The organism is Paenibacillus sp. S150, from assembly GCF_019352175.1.
GTDB lineage: Bacteria > Bacillota > Bacilli > Paenibacillales > Paenibacillaceae > Paenibacillus_AQ.
Genome location: NZ_JACBYI010000015.1, coordinates 86,347 through 104,970 on the forward strand (window position 1 = coordinate 86,347; position 18,624 = coordinate 104,970).

19 protein-coding genes are annotated in these 18,624 nt (G+C 54.9%); 8 read left to right on the forward strand and 11 right to left on the reverse strand.

Translation table 11 applies throughout. The annotated features are described in order from the left end of the window. Positions 1-168: 168 nt before the first annotated feature. Both HYD27_RS15485 and HYD27_RS32430 read left to right on the forward strand, forming a co-directional pair. Positions 169-2,361, forward strand: a complete 2,193-nt coding sequence (locus HYD27_RS15485) for an alpha-galactosidase (RefSeq protein ID WP_219216592.1) — start codon at positions 169-171, stop codon at positions 2,359-2,361. An 85-nt stretch (positions 2,362-2,446) separates the two neighbouring features. Then, positions 2,447-2,581: a hypothetical protein gene (locus HYD27_RS32430; protein WP_255596459.1), complete on the forward strand. Its 135-nt coding sequence runs from the start codon at positions 2,447-2,449 to the stop codon at positions 2,579-2,581. A 40-nt stretch (positions 2,582-2,621) separates the two neighbouring features. Here the strand turns inward: HYD27_RS32430 and HYD27_RS15490 are convergent, their stop codons facing one another. The 3 genes from HYD27_RS15490 to HYD27_RS15500 all read right to left on the reverse strand — a co-directional run bounded on the left by HYD27_RS15490 (position 2,622) and on the right by HYD27_RS15500 (position 4,931). Continuing rightward, positions 2,622-3,593 (reverse strand): EamA family transporter, encoded by a 972-nt coding sequence (locus HYD27_RS15490; protein WP_219216594.1) that lies wholly within the window; start codon positions 3,591-3,593, stop codon positions 2,622-2,624. Positions 3,594-3,645: 52 nt separating this feature from the next. Next, positions 3,646-4,098, reverse strand: a complete 453-nt coding sequence (locus HYD27_RS15495) for an Lrp/AsnC family transcriptional regulator (RefSeq protein ID WP_219216597.1) — start codon at positions 4,096-4,098, stop codon at positions 3,646-3,648. 272 nt (positions 4,099-4,370) lie between these two features. Next, complete coding sequence (locus HYD27_RS15500) at positions 4,371-4,931, reverse strand: GbsR/MarR family transcriptional regulator (RefSeq protein ID WP_219216599.1); 561 nt, start codon at positions 4,929-4,931, stop codon at positions 4,371-4,373. A gap of 220 nt (positions 4,932-5,151) precedes the next feature. Here HYD27_RS15500 and HYD27_RS15505 point away from each other — a divergent pair, with 220 nt between their 5' ends. From HYD27_RS15505 to HYD27_RS15530, 6 genes are all read left to right on the forward strand, one after another. Continuing rightward, positions 5,152-6,033, forward strand: coding sequence for a carbohydrate ABC transporter permease (locus HYD27_RS15505; RefSeq protein WP_228745155.1), 882 nt, complete (start codon positions 5,152-5,154; stop codon positions 6,031-6,033). Between the two features lie 45 nt (positions 6,034-6,078). After that, positions 6,079-6,915: a carbohydrate ABC transporter permease gene (locus tag HYD27_RS15510; protein WP_219216688.1), complete on the forward strand. Its 837-nt coding sequence runs from the start codon at positions 6,079-6,081 to the stop codon at positions 6,913-6,915. A gap of 34 nt (positions 6,916-6,949) precedes the next feature. Further along, positions 6,950-8,293 carry an ABC transporter substrate-binding protein gene (locus tag HYD27_RS15515; RefSeq protein WP_219216602.1) on the forward strand — a complete coding sequence of 448 codons (1,344 nt, stop codon included), beginning with the start codon at positions 6,950-6,952 and terminating at the stop codon, positions 8,291-8,293. A 62-nt stretch (positions 8,294-8,355) separates the two neighbouring features. Beyond that, positions 8,356-9,180: an HAD family hydrolase gene (locus HYD27_RS15520; RefSeq protein ID WP_219216604.1), complete on the forward strand. Its 825-nt coding sequence runs from the start codon at positions 8,356-8,358 to the stop codon at positions 9,178-9,180. Continuing rightward, positions 9,177-9,518, forward strand: a complete 342-nt coding sequence (locus HYD27_RS15525; protein ID WP_219216606.1) for a DMT family transporter — start codon at positions 9,177-9,179, stop codon at positions 9,516-9,518. The genes HYD27_RS15520 and HYD27_RS15525 overlap by 4 nt, the downstream gene beginning before the upstream one ends. 327 nt (positions 9,519-9,845) lie before the next feature. Next, positions 9,846-10,871, forward strand: a complete 1,026-nt coding sequence (locus HYD27_RS15530; RefSeq protein ID WP_219216608.1) for a metallophosphoesterase family protein — start codon at positions 9,846-9,848, stop codon at positions 10,869-10,871. Between the two features lie 30 nt (positions 10,872-10,901). On the opposite strand, the gene HYD27_RS15535 is transcribed toward HYD27_RS15530, so the two are convergent. From HYD27_RS15535 to HYD27_RS15570, 8 genes are all read right to left on the reverse strand, one after another. Then, a complete protein-coding gene (locus HYD27_RS15535) occupies positions 10,902-11,207 on the reverse strand; it encodes a hypothetical protein (RefSeq protein WP_309242073.1) in 306 nt (101 codons plus the stop codon). An 11-nt stretch (positions 11,208-11,218) separates the two neighbouring features. Further along, complete coding sequence (locus tag HYD27_RS15540; protein ID WP_219216610.1) at positions 11,219-12,049, reverse strand: MetQ/NlpA family ABC transporter substrate-binding protein; 831 nt, start codon at positions 12,047-12,049, stop codon at positions 11,219-11,221. A gap of 60 nt (positions 12,050-12,109) precedes the next feature. Then, positions 12,110-12,772 carry a methionine ABC transporter permease gene (locus tag HYD27_RS15545; RefSeq protein WP_219216613.1) on the reverse strand — a complete coding sequence of 221 codons (663 nt, stop codon included), beginning with the start codon at positions 12,770-12,772 and terminating at the stop codon, positions 12,110-12,112. Further along, positions 12,765-13,526, reverse strand: coding sequence for a methionine ABC transporter ATP-binding protein (locus HYD27_RS15550; RefSeq protein ID WP_309242074.1), 762 nt, complete (start codon positions 13,524-13,526; stop codon positions 12,765-12,767). The genes HYD27_RS15545 and HYD27_RS15550 overlap by 8 nt, the downstream gene beginning before the upstream one ends. A 323-nt stretch (positions 13,527-13,849) precedes the next feature. Further along, positions 13,850-14,863, reverse strand: coding sequence for an endo-1,4-beta-xylanase (locus HYD27_RS15555; RefSeq protein ID WP_219216617.1), 1,014 nt, complete (start codon positions 14,861-14,863; stop codon positions 13,850-13,852). A 12-nt stretch (positions 14,864-14,875) separates the two neighbouring features. After that, positions 14,876-16,567 (reverse strand): glycoside hydrolase family 43 protein, encoded by a 1,692-nt coding sequence (locus tag HYD27_RS15560; RefSeq protein WP_219216619.1) that lies wholly within the window; start codon positions 16,565-16,567, stop codon positions 14,876-14,878. A 41-nt stretch (positions 16,568-16,608) separates the two neighbouring features. Next, entirely contained in the window at positions 16,609-17,568 is a 960-nt protein-coding gene (locus tag HYD27_RS15565; RefSeq protein ID WP_219216621.1) for a carbohydrate ABC transporter permease, read from the reverse strand. 2 nt (positions 17,569-17,570) lie between these two features. Continuing rightward, complete coding sequence (locus HYD27_RS15570) at positions 17,571-18,542, reverse strand: ABC transporter permease (protein ID WP_219216623.1); 972 nt, start codon at positions 18,540-18,542, stop codon at positions 17,571-17,573. Positions 18,543-18,624: the final 82 nt, after the last annotated feature.

The window sequence follows — 18,624 nt, forward strand, 5'->3', positions numbered from 1 at the left end:
ACACTTGTTGCATTCCCGTAACAATGACCACAGACAGCGGCCATCAAAGATAATACATTCGTCCATATGGAATCTGCTTTTCTCCATACGCTTGGCCGCGAAACAGACTTATAATGAGGCTGTCTCTCTATTTCACGCTTTCACTGCATATTCTAGGAGGTTGTTTCCTTGTCCATTATTTACGATGCCGAACAGCAAATTTTTCATCTGCAGACTGCAAATACCAGCTATGTATTCGGTCTTGCCCGCGGTTCCTACCCCGTGCATCTGCACTGGGGCCGAAAAATCCGCGGTTCCGCCATTTCCGACCTGTTTGGTCCCGGAGCTATGGGCTTCAGCAGCACCGTTGATCCCCAAGAACCCGCATTCTCCCTTGACACGCTTCCCCAGGAATATCCCGGGTATGGCTCAGGGGATTTCCGGGAGCCTGCTTACGAGGCCGAGCTTCCGAACGGCACAACCGTTACGGAGCTGACCTATATATCCCATAGCATTATCCAAGGAAAACCTCCACTGGAAGGGCTGCCTGCCGTATACGCCGAAAGCGGCGACGGGGCCGAAACACTGCAGCTTGTGCTGGAAGATGCCGCAGCAGGCCTGCGCGCTGAGCTGTCCTATACGGTAATGAACGGCTTCGACGCCATTATCCGCTCGACCCGCCTGATCAATACCGGAAGCGCTGCATTGAAGCTGAACCGTGCCTTGTCGGCAGCGCTCGACTTCCCGCATGACAACTACGAGCTGGTTCAGCTGTCCGGCTCATGGGCCCGGGAACGCCACCTGGTCCGTGCTCCACTGCATAATGGGCGGCAGGGCATTGACAGCAAACGCGGGGCCAGCAGCCATCAGCAGAATCCGTTCCTTGCCCTGCTCTCTCCCCGGACCGGAGAGGATAGCGGAGAGGCTTACGGCTTCAGCCTGGTCTACAGCGGCAGCTTCAGTGCCAATGCCGATGTGGACCAATACGGAACTACACGCGTCACTATGGGCATCAATCCGTTCGGCTTCCGCTGGCTGCTTGCTCCCGGCGGTAGCTTTCAGACGCCGGAAGCCGTGCTGGTCTACTCCGGCCAGGGGATCGGCGGCATGTCCCGCATATACCACCGGCTGTATCGGACACGACTGGCGCGGGGGCTCTACCGTGATGAGCCCCGCCCGGTGCTGATCAACAACTGGGAAGCCACCTACTTCAACTTCGATGCGGACAAAATCGTAGATATCGCCCGGGCCGGCAAAGTGCTCGGCATCGAGCTGTTCGTCCTTGACGACGGCTGGTTCGGCCGCCGCGACGACGACACCACCTCACTGGGAGACTGGTTCGTCGATACCCGCAAGCTGCCGCACGGTCTGCCCGATCTGGTAGAACGGGTCAAGGAACTCGGCATGCAGTTCGGCCTCTGGTTCGAGCCTGAGATGGTGTCCCCGGACAGCGAGCTGTACCGCGCCCATCCCGACTGGTGCCTGCATGTGCAAGGCCGCAGACGCAGTCAGGCCCGCAACCAGCTGATCCTGGATCTCTCGCGGCAGGAGGTATGCGATTATATTATTGATGCAGTCGGAAGTGTGCTGGCCGCGGCTCCGATTACCTATGTCAAATGGGATATGAACCGCCATATGACCGAGATCGGCTCTGCGGCCCTGCCGCCCGAACGCCAGGGAGAAACAGCCCACCGCTATATGCTGGGGCTGTACCGGGTTATGGAGGAAATCACCTCGAAATTTCCGCATGTGCTGTTCGAAAGCTGCTCCGGCGGCGGCGGCAGATTCGATCCGGGCATTCTCCATTACATGCCTCAGACCTGGACGAGCGATGACACCGATGCGGTGGAACGCCTCAAAATCCAGTACGGCACCAGTATCGTATACCCGGCCAGCAGCATGGGCTCCCATATTTCGGCTGTGCCGAACCATCAGGTTCACCGCAGCACCCCGCTCTCGATGCGCGGAGATGTTGCGATGTCCGGCAATTTCGGGTATGAGCTGGACCTGACCCGCTTCACGCCGGAGGAACAGGCCGAAGCCGCAGCCCAGGTCGCCTTTTATAAGGAAATCCGTTCCCTTGTCCAGCAGGGCGACATGTACCGGCTTCTCTCGCCGTTCGAGGGCAATGAAACAGCCTGGATGTTCGTGGCGGAAGACCGCTCCGAGGCACTGGCCGGCTACTTCCGCGTGCTGGCCGGACCGAACGAGAGCCGCCCGCGTCTTCGGCTCCAGGGCCTTGACCCGGAGAAGGACTACGTACTCCAGGAAACCGGCGCCGTATACGGCGGCGACCGGCTGATGTATGCCGGGCTGCTCCTGCCAGAGCTGCACGGTGATTTCCAGAGCAAGCTGTTCCATTTCGTCGCGGTGGCGGAATAGCAGCTATATCATCAGAAACGGACACCACCCTTAACCAAGGGGCGGTGTCCGTTTGTGGCTGGACTAATAAAGGAGGCTTCGTTACATGAATGTATTTTCTGCAATAGATTTGCCAGTTTTCGGGGACGAATCGCATTCTGCTGTATTTTGTGCAACAGAAATCGGGATTTCGGGTCAACATGCCCTTCTCTTAACCGGACGCTATTCCGGCCTGTCCTAAGCGTATCAAACTTGCCTGGACCCCTTCCGCTAAGGAGCTTTCAGTGCACCGACGGCTGTCTGCTTGGTATATCAAGCGCTGCTTGAGTTGTGCGCCGCTGCGGCTTGCCGCGGAAAATAGTTACCAAAACCACGGCAGCTATAATAATCACGGCGGCAAGCAGTGTATTTACTGTAAGCTTCTCCCCCACCATAGCCCAGCCAAGGAACACGGCGACAACCGGATTGACGAAGGCATAGGTTGATACCAGCGAAGAATCGGCATTCTTGAGTAGCCAGATATACGCTGTATATCCGATAATGGAGCCAAAGATAACCAGATAACCCAGTGCAGCATAGGAACGGAGGGAGATTCCGGGGACATCCAGCTTCGACCAGTCTCCAGTGAAATAGGAAAATGCAATCAGAAGCACACCGCCCGTCAGCATCTGCGCCGCCGTTGACATCAGCGGAGAATCCGGCATCCTTGCGCTGCGAGAATACATGGAACCTGCTGCCCAGCTCAGTGATGCTGCCAGCAAAGTGATAATGCCGATCAGATCGGCAGCCGTGCCGCTCTCACCCCGCCCCGGCTGGAAGACCAGCACGGCGATGCCCAGCAGACCAAGGATAATTCCGGCAATGACGCCGGTATTGGGGCGTTTGCCGCCGCGGCCGAACCAGCTAAACAGCATCATCCAGACGGGAACAGCGGCAACGATCAATGATGCAATAGATGAGGATACCCGTTGCTCCGACCAGGCAACCAGACCGTTGCCGCCGAGCAGCAGCAGCGCGCCGACGATAGCCGAAGACCTCCACTGGTGTCCTGCCGGACGTTTGGCGCCGCTTAATCTGGAGATCACATACAGAACCGCTCCCGCTGTAAAGAAGCGCACCCCTGCCATAAGAAAGGGCGGCATCGTTTCGATAGCGACCTTCATGCCGGCATAGGTGCCACCCCAAAATAAATATACCGACAACAATGCAATGCCGACCACATACACCGAATTTACTTTGGCCTTCTGCTTCATGCTGCACACCCTCTCTTGAAAAATATGTACATCTGCAAGACTTCACCGTCGGCTATACTCCCTTTATGCCATCTTCATACATAGTAGATAAAATAAAAGTAGTCGAGGTTTCCTTAATATCCGGTATCCGGAGAATTTCATCCAGCAGCAGGGTAAGCTGGTCGGGTGAGGCCACCCTCACCTTAAGCAGCATGCACCACTCTCCAGCCAGCCGCTGGCACTCTATAATGCTCACTCCCGGGATCTGAATGCTGATGATCTTGCCTGCCGCTTCCTTGAAGCCCTGGCTGACAACCTTTACGGAGATCATGACTTTAATTTTCTGATCCAGCTTGCTCCAGTCCACAATTCCTCTGTAGCCTTTGATCACTCCGCTCTTCTCCAGCTTGCCCACCCTTTGATGGACCGATGGCCGCGAGATATGCAGCAGCTTGCCGATCTCTTCATGGGGCAGTCTCCCGTTTTCCTCCAGCAGCTTTAGAATTTTGATATCCAGTTCGTCCATAGGACCGCCTCCTGGGCAAATTATAGCATGATTTGTTCAGATAATAACTAATCGTTACAGTAATAATCAAAATTCAAACGAATCGTGACAAAAATAAGATTTTTTCTTCTAAATCGTAATATTCCAATCTAAATCAGTCTTCAAAATAACGATTCGTAGGCTTGCTTTTACGCGCAAAAACCCCTCAAACCGCGGCTGCCGGCAAGTGAAGCTGACTTATGCCGCTGTCTGAGCAGGGTAGAGATAAGCTGAGTCCGCGCTGCTGCCAGCGGTTAGCCCCTGCCCGGCAGCCCGCCGAAAAGCTCCCCTTCCTCCAATCCCGATACAAAACGCTGCAGCCAGGCATAATATTCTACCGCATGCTGCAGCTTGTCCAAATCTCTGACGCAGGCCTGCCGCTCCTCTTCGGGAGTGTCCGCCGCCTGGGTTAGAGCCTCCAGTTCAGGGATTGCCGCGCCCATCGCCTCCTGCATCACATCAATCTCCCGCTGGAGCTTCAGGGTGAAAAAGTTCCTGAACGCCTGAAAGAAATCCGTTTCCGCCGCATACAGCTCCTTCCGCTCGCGCTTCTCATCCAGCTTGGTCACCATTCGGGAGGCGATCAGCGAGCGGACACCGTAGCTCATATTGCTTTTGCTCATATTCATAACCTGCTTCATTTCTTCGAGAGTCATTGGCTTGTCTTCAAAAAACATGATGCCGTAGAGCTGCCCGAAGGAATAATTCGCTCCATATAAGTCCATCGTCTGCGCTATCGCATCAATCACCCCGCGCAGCAGCAGCTCCCGCGGAGATAAATGCTGGTTGTCCTCGCCAAATACGGCCTGCTTCATTCGCTGCACCTTCACTCTAATTAGAATTGTTCCCTTAACATTACACAAAACTGAAGCTTCGCGGCAAAGTTTCTACAAATTTTACACAATTTCCGAACGATATTTACGTCTGCTTGACCATAGGGCCGCTTCATGAGTGTACAATTTTTTTTGAACAGAGAAGCTTTCCTCTGAATTATACCGCAACACAAAGAAGATGGAATGGGGTATCGGAACAAAAATGACACGCTCAAAGGTTATAAGCGGCTTGAAGCCCGTGCTGTTCACGCTGCCGGCAATGGTACCGTTCGTTCTGTTCTGGCTGGCGCCGCTGCTGTATGTGCTGTATCTCAGCTTCACGGAATGGGACTTTATGAGCCCGGAGAAAACCTTTGTCGGACTGCAAAATTATACCGATCTCTACAGCAATCCGGCCTTCTACAAAGCGCTGAGAGTTACTCTGCTCTTCTGTGCGGGAAGCGTGCTGCCGACCATCCTGCTTGGACTCGGGCTTGCCCTGCTGATGAACCGCAAGCTGAGAGGCTCCGCACTCTATCAGGTGCTGCTGTTCTCGCCATGGGTCACGCCGACCGTTGCCGTATCCATTGTCTGGTCGTGGATCTATGAGCCAGATGTCGGGCTTGCCAATACGGTGCTCGAGTTCCTGGGCATAGACAAAATCGGCTGGCTGCAGGACCCCAAATGGGCGCTGGCCGGAGTGCTGCTCGTGACGATCTGGAAGTCGGTGGGTTGGGCAATGATCTTTTATCTGGTGGCGCTCCGGAATGTCCCCTCCGATCTGCTCGAAGCCGGGGAGCTTGACGGGGCAAGCGCCGCGCAGAAGTTCCTTCGCATCACCCTGCCGCTGATCTCGCCGACCACTCTGTTTCTGTTCGTGGTGCAGATTATTCAGGCGCTTCAGGCTTACGATCAGATCAACGTGCTCACTCAAGGAGGCCCTTCCGGTTCCACCCGCACCCTGCTGTATCTGTATTATCAGTCCGCCTTCGAATCCTTCCAGATCGGAGAGGCTTCCACTGTAGCTGTCGTTCTGGTCTTCATCTGCATGCTGCTGTCGGTATTGTCATTCAGCGTCAGCAAGCGGACCACTCATTATCAATAATCTTATTCTTTTTCTTCTATATAAAGGAGGTCTAGCCGCTTGCGTATGCTCACACGACTGGGCGGGCCGGCCCGTCATGTTTTTTTTGCCGCGCTTGCCCTGCTGATGGCTTTTCCGTTCTATTGGATGGTCACCAGCGCACTCAAAACCAATGATGAAATCTGGCGCTCCCCGCCCACGCTTTGGCCTGAGGAACCGCTCTGGGGCAATTTTGCCGAAGCCTGGAACGAGGCGCCGTTCGCCAGATATATGGGCAACAGCATCTTTGTCGCCGGCTCCATCGTCATTTTGCAGGTCATTAATTCCGGCATGATGGCCTATGCGCTGACGCATATGAAATTCCGCCTGAAGGGGCTTTTTGCCGGAGTGATCCTGTTCGGTTATATGGTTCCGGCTACAGCGGTCTATTTGCCCGGTTATCTTGTACTGTCCGAGCTGCATCTGCTGAATTCCTATGCCGGGCTGATTCTCTCCAACTGCGTGAGCATCTTCTCGATCTTTCTGATCAGACAAGCGTTCCTGCAGGTATCGCATGAGCTGGTAGAGGCCGGTGAAGTCGACGGCGCCTCACATATGCGGATTCTCTGGACGGTGCTGGTGCCGGTGACAAGATCCTCCTTTGCCGTACTGGCACTGATTACCTTCATTGAACAGTACAACAATTATTTCTGGCCGATGCTGATTACCAAAGATCCCAGCCTCCAGCTCGTGTCCGCCGGTCTGCGCAGCTTTTTCGTGGAAGGAGGTGCATACGGATTGAAATGGCCGCTGATCATGGCCGCCAGCGCCTTCACCATCGCCCCGCTGCTGCTTGTCTTCCTGCTGGCGCAAAAAACAATTATGCAAAGTGTCAATATGACTGCCGGCTCCAGTAAAGGCTGAAATTTTACATTTTCAAACAAAAAGGAGAATGATGATGAACGTATTAAAAAGGCTATCGGCGGTATCCATGATTGCCGGATTCACAGTGCTCACAGCTTGCGGCGGAAATTCTGCCCCGGATGTTACGGAGGCGGGCGGAGCGTCGTCAGCTCCTGCCGTAGAAGCCCCTCCTGCCCAAAGCGCACCGGTAACCATCGAATTCTGGTATGGACTGGGCGGCAAGCTCGGAGAAAATATGGAATCGCTCATTCAGAAATTCAACGCCTCGCAGCAGGAGGTCATTGTTAAGGGCATTGTGCAGGCCGACTACACTGAAACCGAGCAAAAGCTCCAGGCGGCCATCGCCACCGGACAGGTGCCTGCCGCAGTGCTCTCCTCCAATGTAGACTGGGCGCGCAAGGGCTATTTCGCCTCAATGGATGAGCTGATTGCCCAACTGCCTGACTTCAATAAAGAGGATTTTGTCCAGACCTTCCTGAGCCAGGGCCAGGTCGATGGCAAGCAGTATTTCCTCCCGATGTATGGAACGACACAAATTATGTACTACCGCAAGGATGCTTTTGAAAAAAGCGGCATAGATGCGAGCCAGATTAAGACCTGGGAGGACCTCGCGGCGGCGGCGGAAAAAATGACGGTCAAGGACGGCGGCAAAACCACCTTCTTCGGCTGGGAGCCGATGTGGGGTTCAGGCAACATGATCGATGCCGTGCTGGGCAAGGGCGGCAGCATTCTCAGCGCGGACGGCACCACGGTGACGATTGATTCCCCTGAGTGGACCGGAACCTGGGATCTGTTCCGCAAATGGATTCATGAGGACAAGACGATGCGCATTCACTCCGGCGGACAAGGCTGGGAGTACTGGTACAAGACAATTGACGATGTAATGAAAGGCCAAGCCGCAGGCTATATCGGCTCCAGCGGCGACCAGGGAGATCTGGATTTCAGCATCGTCTCCGCAATGGAACAGCCGGGCTGGGCCGGGGTTGGCGAAGGCAAGCCGGTGGCACAGGCGATCATGGCCGGCATTCCGGCCAAGGCCGGGGATGCCGAAAAACAAGCAGCTATCAAATGGCTGACTTATTTCACGAACTCCGAGAACACCGCCTTCTGGTCCATCAACACCGGATACATTTCCGTCCGGCAGTCTGCGCTCGAAGATCCGGCCTTCATCTCGTTCAGTGAGACCAATCCGCAGATCAAAATTCCGTTGATGCAGGCGGCCCACGCCTCCGCCCCTTTCCAGGACCCTACCGGGGGCAAAATCAACGATGCGCTGACCATCGCCGCAGACAAGGTGCAGATTGAGAATATTCCGGCCGCCGAAGCCCTTAAGGAAGCGCAGCAAACCGCCCAGGCGGCACTGGACAAGCTGAAATAAACAGCGGTTATATACACCCTAATATTTTATGAGATGAACTATTGAATAAAGGAGGCGGCGCGATGCCAGAGCTTATCACTCCGCAAGGGAATTATTCCGTATCCGCCATCCTGTTCGACAAGGATGGAACGCTGGTGCAGTTCCTCTCTCTCTGGGGAAGCTGGAGTGAATGCTTCCTGGGGGAGTTCACCCGGCAACTGGAACAACGCGGGCTCAAATTTCCGGTGCAGATCCTGGCCTCCCTGCTGGGAACCGTTCATAATGCCGAGGGAAAGATAACAGATTATGACCGGAACGGTCCCTTGGCCATGGGGACGATGGGTGATCTTTACGCCATCCTGTCCTGGCAAGCTTATCTGCTTGGATTGTCCTGGGCGGAATCGCTGGAGCTGGTGGATGCGTGCCGCCAGGAGGCGGACGCCATGCTGGAGCGGAGCCGCCCGGCGCTCCCGCTTCCCGGCCTGCTGCGCTTTCTTGACGATTGTACCGCTCAAGGCCTGGCTCTGGCTGTGGTGACTGCCGATGACACCGCGGCGGCCGAAAACCATCTCCGCTGGCTGGGCATCCGTGAGTATTTCTCCGCCGTGATCGGCACGGATCAGGTAGAGCGGGGCAAGCCTTTTGCCGATATGGCGCTGCTGGCCTGCGAACGGCTGGAGCTGCATCCCTCCGGGGTCGCCGTCATCGGCGATACGAACGGCGATATGCGGATGGCCAGGGCCGCCGGGGCGCGTGTAGCCGTTGGAATAACCGGTGTGTCCGGTACAGAGGCGGACGGCGGGATTGCCGGTACAGCGGGTACATTGGCGGCATGCAATCTTTTGCCGGATGCAGATTCGCTTGTACAGTCCTTTGCAGAACTTAGCCTCGGAAGGAATGCACCTTGAGGGCTGAGGGCGCATGGGCCTGGTTTTTTCTGGCAATGGCTATTCTCTTCGAGCTGTCCGGAACCATCTCCATGAAAATCTCCCATGGCTTCACCCGGCCCTGGCCGTCCGTGCTCATGTTCCTGTTCTACGGAATCAGCTTTACCTCGCTGAATTATGCGCTCACCTCCATCAAGGTCGGCGTAGCTTATGCGGTATGGTCGGGTGCCGGAATCATTCTGATTTCTGTGGTAGGTGCGGTGTTTTTCGAAGAACGGCTGACGCTGTCCTCCCTGCTGTGGGTAACCGTCATTGTGGCCGGAATTGTGGGGTTGAACATCAGCGCCAAAGGACATTAGGATCCAAGTGGAAAAAGTAACATTAATCCTCGGCATCCGTCCCCTAAACCAATCGTAGCGGGAAAATGTGGACCTAATCCGCCCGATACCGCCCAAGTGTGGTGAATTTTTCAGGAATAAGTGAAAATCCCACTAAAAGCTGCTAGGGAACGGATTTTGACTAATTAGTTGTACTATTTCTACTTAGCTTCGCTTTCCATTAGTACTCTACATGCTCTACATGCTCTCGAGGGTGTTATTTCTCAGGGGCAGCTTATGTGTTTCTCGCAGCTGCGGCTGAAAACACCTACACAAATCCAAGCATCATTTAAGGAGGCTTCCTTGCTCATGAACACAATCAAGCTAAGCGGACAAGAGCCGCTGCTAACCTTTCAGGTAATCACGGATACCCATATCACTGCCGATCCCGCGCATGAGTACAATCTCAATTTTGAACGGGTACTGCGGGATCTGGCGGCGAATGCTCAAGGCAGCAGCGGGATCATGCATGTCGGGGACATAACGGATCATGGCTTCCCGGATGAATATGAGGAAGTCCGCCGCATCCTGCAGATGCATGAGGCTTCTCTTCCGGAGATCCGCTACACTTTGGGCAACCATGACGTTGGGCTCGGCCCCTGGCAATCCAGGCTGGCGGAGGTTGGACTCGGCGATTGGGAAGCCCGGCTGGGGATGTACACCTCGCATACCGGGATGCCTGGTCCTTATCATGACCGCTGGATCGGCGGGTATCATTTTATTTTTCTCGGCACGGAGGAAGGGCTGCCCGCTTTCTGCAGCCTGTCGGACGGGCAGCTGCGGTGGCTGGACCGGAAGCTTGGAGAGCAGACGGAGAACGAATTGGAACTTGGCGAGCGGTTGCTGAGCAGCATGGAGCTTGGAGGGCCGATGCAAACTGGCCGGGAGCTTGGAGAACAGAAGGAGAACGGTCAGGCATCCGGGGCAGCAGTGACGCCTGAACAGCCTATCTTCCTCTTTCTTCACCAGCCGCTGAAGGATACGGTAGCCGGATCGCTGGAGTCACAGGAGTGGTATGGAGTGACACAGGACAAGGAGCTGCGGGCTATCCTGTCCAAATATCCGCAGGCCCTTTTATTTACCGGCCACACCCATTGGGAGCTTGAGGCCGATAACACCATGTATCCCGGCAACGGGGAGACAGCTACCATGTTCAATGCCGCTTCAGTAGCCTACCTCTGGACCAACGCAGATGAACACAAGGCCGGCAGCCAAGGCTACTATGTGGAGGTCTATCCTGACAAGGTACTCGTCCGGGGCCGGGATTTCACTACGGGACGCTGGATTGAATCAGCGCAGTATGAGGTTGCCGCAGCCATAAATGTTCGCAGCTGATATATTTGGTATAGATAGGTCTGTTAAGGGCTATATATTTTTTGAACCTGAAAAGTTAAAGATAGCTGCAACAACGGCATTTCTGCCGTTATTCGCCGCCTTTCCGGCGGCCGGCGCTGCAACAACGGCATTTCTGCCGTTATTCGCCGCCTTTCCGGCGGCCGGCGCTGCAACAACGGCACTTCTGCCGTTATTCGCCGCCTTTCCGGCGGCCGGCGCTGCAACAACGGCATTTCTGCCGTTATTTCCGGCCTTTCCGGCGGCCGGCGCTGCAACAACGGCACTTCTGCCGTTATTTCCGCCCCCGGGCCGGATCAAAACAGCGAAGCTGCTCACGCAACGCTGCCTCAGAAAGCCGGCAGCGCAATATCCGCATATTCTTCCTCAAGGAATTTCTTTACTTCCGGGCCGCTGATGCGTTTCGCCAGCTTCTGGATAGCGTCGGAGTCCTTGTTGTCCTCCCGCGCCACCAGAGTGATGGTGAACTCGGAATCGTCACCTTCGGTAATCAGCGCATCCTTCTTCGGTGTCAGTCCGAGCGGGCTGGCATACGCCGGGGTCATCGCCACCAGATCCGCATCATCCAGCATGCGGGCCAGCATCAGCAGGTCAACTTCCTCGAACTTGAAGTTTTTTGCATTCTCGGTGATGTCGGCCTGGGTTGCCTGAATGCCCGCACCTTCCTTCAGCTTGATCAGTCCGGCCTTGGCGAACATTTGCAGCGAGCGCCCGATATTGGACGGGTCATTCGCCATGACCAGCGTTGCGCCTTCCGGCAGATCCCCAATCGCTTTATAACGCTTGGAGTAACCGCCGTAGATGGCGTCATATACAGGCTGTACCTCTGCAAGCTTAGAGCCTTTGCTGGCGTTGAACTGCTCCATGTATGGCACATGCTGGAAGAAGTTCGCATCCACCTCTTTATTCGCCAGCGCCTCGTTGGGCTGCACATTATCGGACAGGATGACGATCTCCATATCCACGCCGTCTTCCTTCAGCAGCGGCTTAACGATTTCAAGAATATCGGTCATCGGAGGAATAAGCGAGGCGACTTTGATTGCGGCAGGTTCAGTGCCGGTTGCCGCCGGTGTATTTCCGGCCTCCTTGTTGTTTCCACAGCCTGCGGCAATCATTGCCAGTACCAGCAGCATAAGCGTATACTTCATTGTCTTTTTCATAGTTGCAGTTAACCCCCATTTTTTGTTGTTCTGTCTTGCGAATTAGACGGGCCTGTTCCTTCAGCGCTTATCCAGCAGCCGCGCGAGCGTGCTCCCGGTAAACTGGATCAGTTGCACCAGTACGATCATTACGAAAATGGCGTAACCCATCACCTCGGTCTCAAAACGCTGATACCCGTAGCGGATGGCGAAGTCGCCAACCCCTCCACCACCGACCACCCCCATAACGGTAGAGAAAGAGATGAAGCTGATCGTCGAAGCCGTCAGCCCCAGCACCAGTCCCGAGCGGGCCTCCACATACAGAAACTTGAAGATCAGTCCCGTCTTGGAGGCTCCCATGGAGAGCGCCGCTTCAATCGTTCCCTTCGGCACCTCCAGCAAAGACTGTTCGACCAGCCGCGAATAATAGGCGATAGCGACGATGGACAGCGGCACTGTAGCAGCCATGGTGCCGATGGCCGTACCCAGCAGCAAGCGGGTGAAGGGAATCAGCGCAACCACCAGCAGCAGGAAAGGAAACGAACGAACCACATTGACGATGCCGTTCAGCGTAATCGACAGCGCCCTGTTCTCATACAGCTGGCCCTTGCGGCAAAAGTACAAAACGGTTCCCAAGGGGAGCCCCAGCAGCACTGCGGCGCCTACCGAACATCCAACCATTACAAAAGTTTCCCCAATGGACTGCCACATTTGATCCTGGTATTTCAGCATATCTTCAAACATGGGCTTCCCCCGCTTTGCCGGTAATCCGCTCACGGTAGCTTCCCGCATGGCCCGCAGGGGCAAGAAACCCGCCGTCTTCGCGGGAGAAGGAATCGATGATCCTCCCGCCTTCCATCACGGATACATCCGTGCAAATGCTCCGGACAACATCGAGCTCATGCGTAACAATGACGATGGTTACACCAAGTACAGTGTTGATATGCTGAAGCACGCCAAGGATATCTGCCGTTGTACCGGGGTCCAGTGCAGAGGTCGGCTCGTCGCACAGCAGCAGCTTCGGACTGTTCGCCAGCGCGCGGGCAATCGCCACCCGCTGCCGCTGTCCTCCGCTGAGCCGGGCCGGGTACTGCCCGGCTTTATCCTCAAGCCCCACAAACTGCAGGCATTCCCGGACACGCTCCATCCGTCCGCTCCGCGGCACTCCGGCCAGCTCCAGCGGAATGGCCACATTCCGGCTGACGGTCGCATTGCCTACCAGATTGAACTGCTGGAAGATCATGCCGATCTTCTGCCGTTCCTTGCGCAGCAGCTTCTCCGGCATTTCCGTCAGCAGTCTGCCGCTTACTGCAACGGTACCCGCATCAGGACGCTCCAGCAGGTTGATCAGCCGCAGCAGCGTTGATTTCCCGGCACCGCTGGCCCCGATAATACCGTGGATCGTTCCTGCCCGAACCTCAAGCGATACCCGGTCAACCGCATAATAGCGGCTGTCCTTCAGGTTGAAGCTTTTGCTTACCCCGCTCAGCGATAGAATATGAAGCCCCCCTCCCAGACTGCCCAAACTGCGGCACTTAGTTTTCAAACCAAGTGTATTATAATTATTTAAAAACTGTTTAATCAAAAATCTCTTTAAATAATAAGGCATTTTCTTCGCTGTGTCATCATTTTTCTAAAAATGATATATCAAGACCGTGGCAGTATTACCCGCAAAGGGTACTGCCAGCGTTCCTCCTAATCATTGTCCAAGCTGTCCCACGGCATGCATGGGCTGAAATCATTCCTGATCCGCAGCACTATAGCCGGGCATGCAAAAAACACCGCCGATTCGAAATCAGCGGTGGATCTTGAAGCCAATTTTCAGTCCTTCAATTCAGCAAGCCGCTCAAAAGCAGGCTTTGGCCGATGTCCTTCGTCGAACGGAAACGGCCAGTTCTTCCGTCCCCGGACCGGAAAATTGTCCAGCCAGGTATAATCATCCGCCGCTCCCCAGAAGGTGACCGCCGAGATGACCCCGCGGTATTCCTTCAGCAGCCGGAACAGGGCCTCATACCGCTGTGCCTGCAGCTCAAGCAGCTCTGCGGGAGGTGCCTTGAGATCCGTCCTGCGGTCCTCGAAACGGAACAGGGACATATCCAGCTCCGTGAGCTGAAGCTGGAGGCCCAGCGAGGCATACTTCTCAATGGCTGCGCGCACCTCATCCAGTGACGGATCATAGAGATTCCAGTGCGCCTGCAAGCCCACGCCGTGCAGCGGGGTTCCCTGCTGCAGCAGCGACTTCAGCAGGGTGTGGATTTTATCCCGCTTATGGGGGCGGGATTCGTTATAGTCGTTATAGAATAATAAGGCCTGCGGGTCGGCGGCATGGGCAAATTCAAACGCTTTGGAAATGAAATCCGGACCGGCGATCTCCAGCCATTTCGACGGGCGGAGAAGTTCTCCGCCTTCGTCGGCAATCACTTCATTGACGACATCCCATGCGTAAATGTCGCCCTTGTAACGCCCCACTACCGTTTGGATATGCGACTCCAGCCGCTCCAGCAGCATTTCCTTGCTGGCGGCACCGCCTTTTCCGTCCGCAAATAGCCAGTCGGTAGTCTGATTATGCCAGACCAGGGTATGCCCGCGCACCGCCAGCCCATGCTTCCGCGCAAAGCCGGCCAGTTCATCGGCCGCCTCGAAGCGGTATTCCTCCTCCTCCGGATGCAGACTCTCGAACTTCATCTCATTCTCGGCAGTGATGCTGTTGAAATGATAAGCCAGCAGATTTTCCTGTGAGCGGATCGTATGCAAATTCACAGCCGCGCCAATCTTGAAATCCCGGGCAAATACCGTTTTCAGTGCCGGCTCCGTAATATCCTTGCTCTCTCTCATGTTATGGCCTCCTTATAATCCGCAATAATTAAGCCAGTCAAAATAGGCCGGGCATAATGCCGCCTTCCCGTTGCCTGCGGCATACATACCGGCTACAACACCGGTGAACCCATTGAATTCCACCGCCTGCGGCGACAAGGCATAGGCCGTTCCGGCAGCCAGCTTGCTCCACCCGCGGCCATCCAGGGAATAGAACAGCCCATATTCCGTTGGATCAGCGGCAATTTTCAGGTACACTCTGCCCGCTTCCGCCGGGACCTCTGCTGCAAGCTGCGTCTGTCCTTTTACCGTCAAATAGGCGGCAATTACCGCATGCCCGTCCTTATGCGCCAGACAAATCTCGTAATGCGCCTGCTCATTCATTCGGACGCACAATCCGGCTGCTTCGCCCTCACCGGGTGATTCCAGCTCCAGCAGGGTGCTCCATTCGGCTTCCTTGTGCTGCTGTCTTCTGCCTACAAAAGCCAGCTCGCCGCCATCCCCCGGACCTGCGGCCTGTCCGTACAGCGCAAGCCAGCCCGGCCGTTCCTTCAAGGACCAGCTGCCCTCTGCCGGATTACGCACGAAGGTCAGGGCAAACGGCAGCTCAGTCTCATCAAAATCATAACTCCCGCGGAACCCGGCCGGCTCCAGCCCGGGCAGCGCCGGCGGTACGGGTTCGCCGGATATCGGCTCTGCCACCGGTTCCGGTGTTATCTGCGCCAACGGCTCCGGTGAGGACCCCGGTTCCATTTCCGTTACAAATCCCGGCACTTGTTCCAATTCCGGACCGGTTAACGGAATAGGTCCGACTGTCATATCCAATTCCACTGTCCCCTCATTGTTGTCAATCATCGGCCAGCCGTCTTCCGTCCAGCCCACCGGAGCAAGGAAGGTCTCCCTCCCAAGCACGCTGAACCCCTCTTTCCCCGGACGGACACCGAGAAATACTGCCCACCACTGCCCACCCGGTCCCTCAATCAGATCGGCATGTCCCAGATATTGAATCGGGTGCCCGATCCCGTTGTGGGTCAGGATCGGATGCGCCAGCTGCTCAAAGGGCCCGTACGGCTCCCTGCTGCGCCCGATAATCTCACGGTGCTCCGGGCCCGTTCCTCCAGAGGCTGACATTATATAATACAGGCCATCAATAGCGTACAAGTGCGGGCCTTCCGCCCATGGCCCCCCATCACCGGTCCAGACCACCGCCGGCTCGGACAAGGCCTCTCCGGTGGCGGCATCTATTTCGTACTGGATAATATGGGAATCATAGCCTGACCCCTCCTGAACCGTGACATATACCTTGCCATCCGCATCGAACATCAGGGAAGGGTCGATCCCCCCAAAGGGAACCTTTACCGGATCAGACCACGGCCCGGCCGGATCGGCAGCCGTGACGAAGAAATTCCCTATGCCGCTTACATTCGTGGTGATCATATAAAACAGGCCGTCATGATAGCGGATCGTTGGAGCATAGATGCCGCCGGAGCTGCTGCACCCGCGCAGATCCAGCTGGCTGATCCGGTCCAGCACATGGCCGATCTGCGTCCACTGGACAAGATCCCGGCTGTGAAAGATCGGGACCCCCGGAAAATACTCAAATGAGCTGCACACCAGAAAGTAGTCATCCCCCCTCCGGGTGATGCTGGGATCAGGATAAAAACCCGGCAGCACCGGGTTTTTATAAGCAATTTGTTGGGAAGAAGAAAGCGAAGCGTCCATCATGTGTATTCAGCCTTTCCAATGCCGGCTGCTTCCGGCAGCACCTATTCTTTTACACTGCCCACGTTCAGGCCCACGACAAAATACTTCTGCATGAACGGATATACGAGCAGGATTGGCACCGAAGCCACAACCGTAATAGCAGCCCGGATCGACAGCGGAGTCACCATGGCTTTGGCCGAATCCTGGTCCATCCCCACCCCTGCGGCAACATTCGGATTGCTGTTGGAGTTCATTGTGGAGGACAGCAGCTTCATCAGCTCATATTGCAGGGTACTCAGATTTTGTCTGGAGGAGGTGTAGATGAAGGCATCGAACCAGGAATTCCATGCGCCTACAGCTACGAACAGGGCTATGGTCGCCAGCACCGGCTTGCATAAAGGGAAAATAACCTGCATAAAAATCCGGAAATCTCCGGCACCGTCTATTTTTGCCGATTCCAAAAGACTTTCCGGAATTGTGCCGATATAGGTGCGGATAACAATCATATTAAATGCGCTGATCATGGACGGGAAAATATATACCCAGAAGCTGTTCAGCAAATGCAGATCCTTGATCAGGAAGTAACTGGGGATCAGACCGGCGCTGAAGTACATCGTGAGCACAAAAACGACGGTGATGGGCTTGCGGAAAACATATTCCTTCCGGCTCAGCGTATACGCAAGCATTGTAGTCAGGAAAATGTTGAGTATGGTAGACAGCACCGTCCGGGCAACCGAAATCAGGAAGGCGTCATAAATCGTCCCTGAAGCAAAGATAGCTTTATAGTTCTGAATTGTCCAAGCTCTCGGCCACAGGTAAATGCCGCCGCGGATAGTATCATTGCCCGCGTTAAACGAAACGGCAATCGTATTCAGGAACGGATATAATGTCACAAGCACCAGGCAGATCATAAAGACCGTGTTTAACGAGTGGAACAGAACCGGTTCAACCCTGCTGGAGCTTATGCTCTTTTTCATCGTAAACCCTGCTTTTTGTCCAGGACTAATTTGTCGGTTTGCCATGATTATAACAACCTCTCTTCCCCAAGCCGCTTCGAAATCCCATTAGCCATGAGCAGCAAGGTTACGCTGACTACGGTTTTGAAAATCCCGCCGGCGGTCGCGAGTGAATAATTGCCTTGGGCAAGCCCGTATTTCAGTACGAAAATATCAATCGTTTCTGCCCAGTCCACCACAAGCCCGTTTCCGAGCAGATACTGTACTTCAAAGCCCGCCTCCAGGACATGCCCAACGGACATAATCAGCAGAATAACGATCGTCGCTTTAATTCCCGGCAAGGTTACAAATCTCATTTTTTTGTAGCGGCTCGCTCCGTCAATTTCAGCGGCTTCATACAACGCGGGATCAATGGAAGCAATGGCGGCCAGATAAATAATCGTATTCCAGCCGACTTCCTTCCACACATGCGAGGCACCGACAATTCCCCAGAAATATTTGCCTTCACTTAGCCATAGAATCGGCTCTTTAATCAGATGCAGCTTCATCAGAACGATATTCACGATCCCGTCATTAATGGACAACGAGGTGGCCACTATGCCGGTAACGATAATCCAGGACAAAAAGTGGGGCAGATAGGAAATCGTCTGCACCGTTCTTTTCCAGAACACATTCTTGATCTCATTGAGCAGCAGCGCCAGCACGATGGCCGTCACAAAGCCGAGAACCAGATTAATGATCCCCATTGCCAGCGTATTGCGCAGCACACGGAGGAAATTATCATCGGTGAACAAAAATCTGAACTGCTTGAAACCGACCCATTCCTGTTCGCTGAAGGATTTGGCCGGCTTGTAATTCTGGAAGGCCATGGTCCAGCCCCAAACCGGGACATAGGCAAAAAGAATAATATAGAGCATTAACGGTACAGACATCCAAACGAGCTGGTTCTGGCTTTTAAGCAGAGACCAGGTGATCGGCTGCTTCTTCTTTTTTTTCTTGGGATGCCGGACGACGGTTTCTATTTTTAGGGTCTCAGCCATAGTAGTTTTCTCCCCGCTCCATCATTTTAAATTTGGGAAGCGGAAGGCCGGAACCGGCCCTCCGCCTTCTGATTCCGGAAGC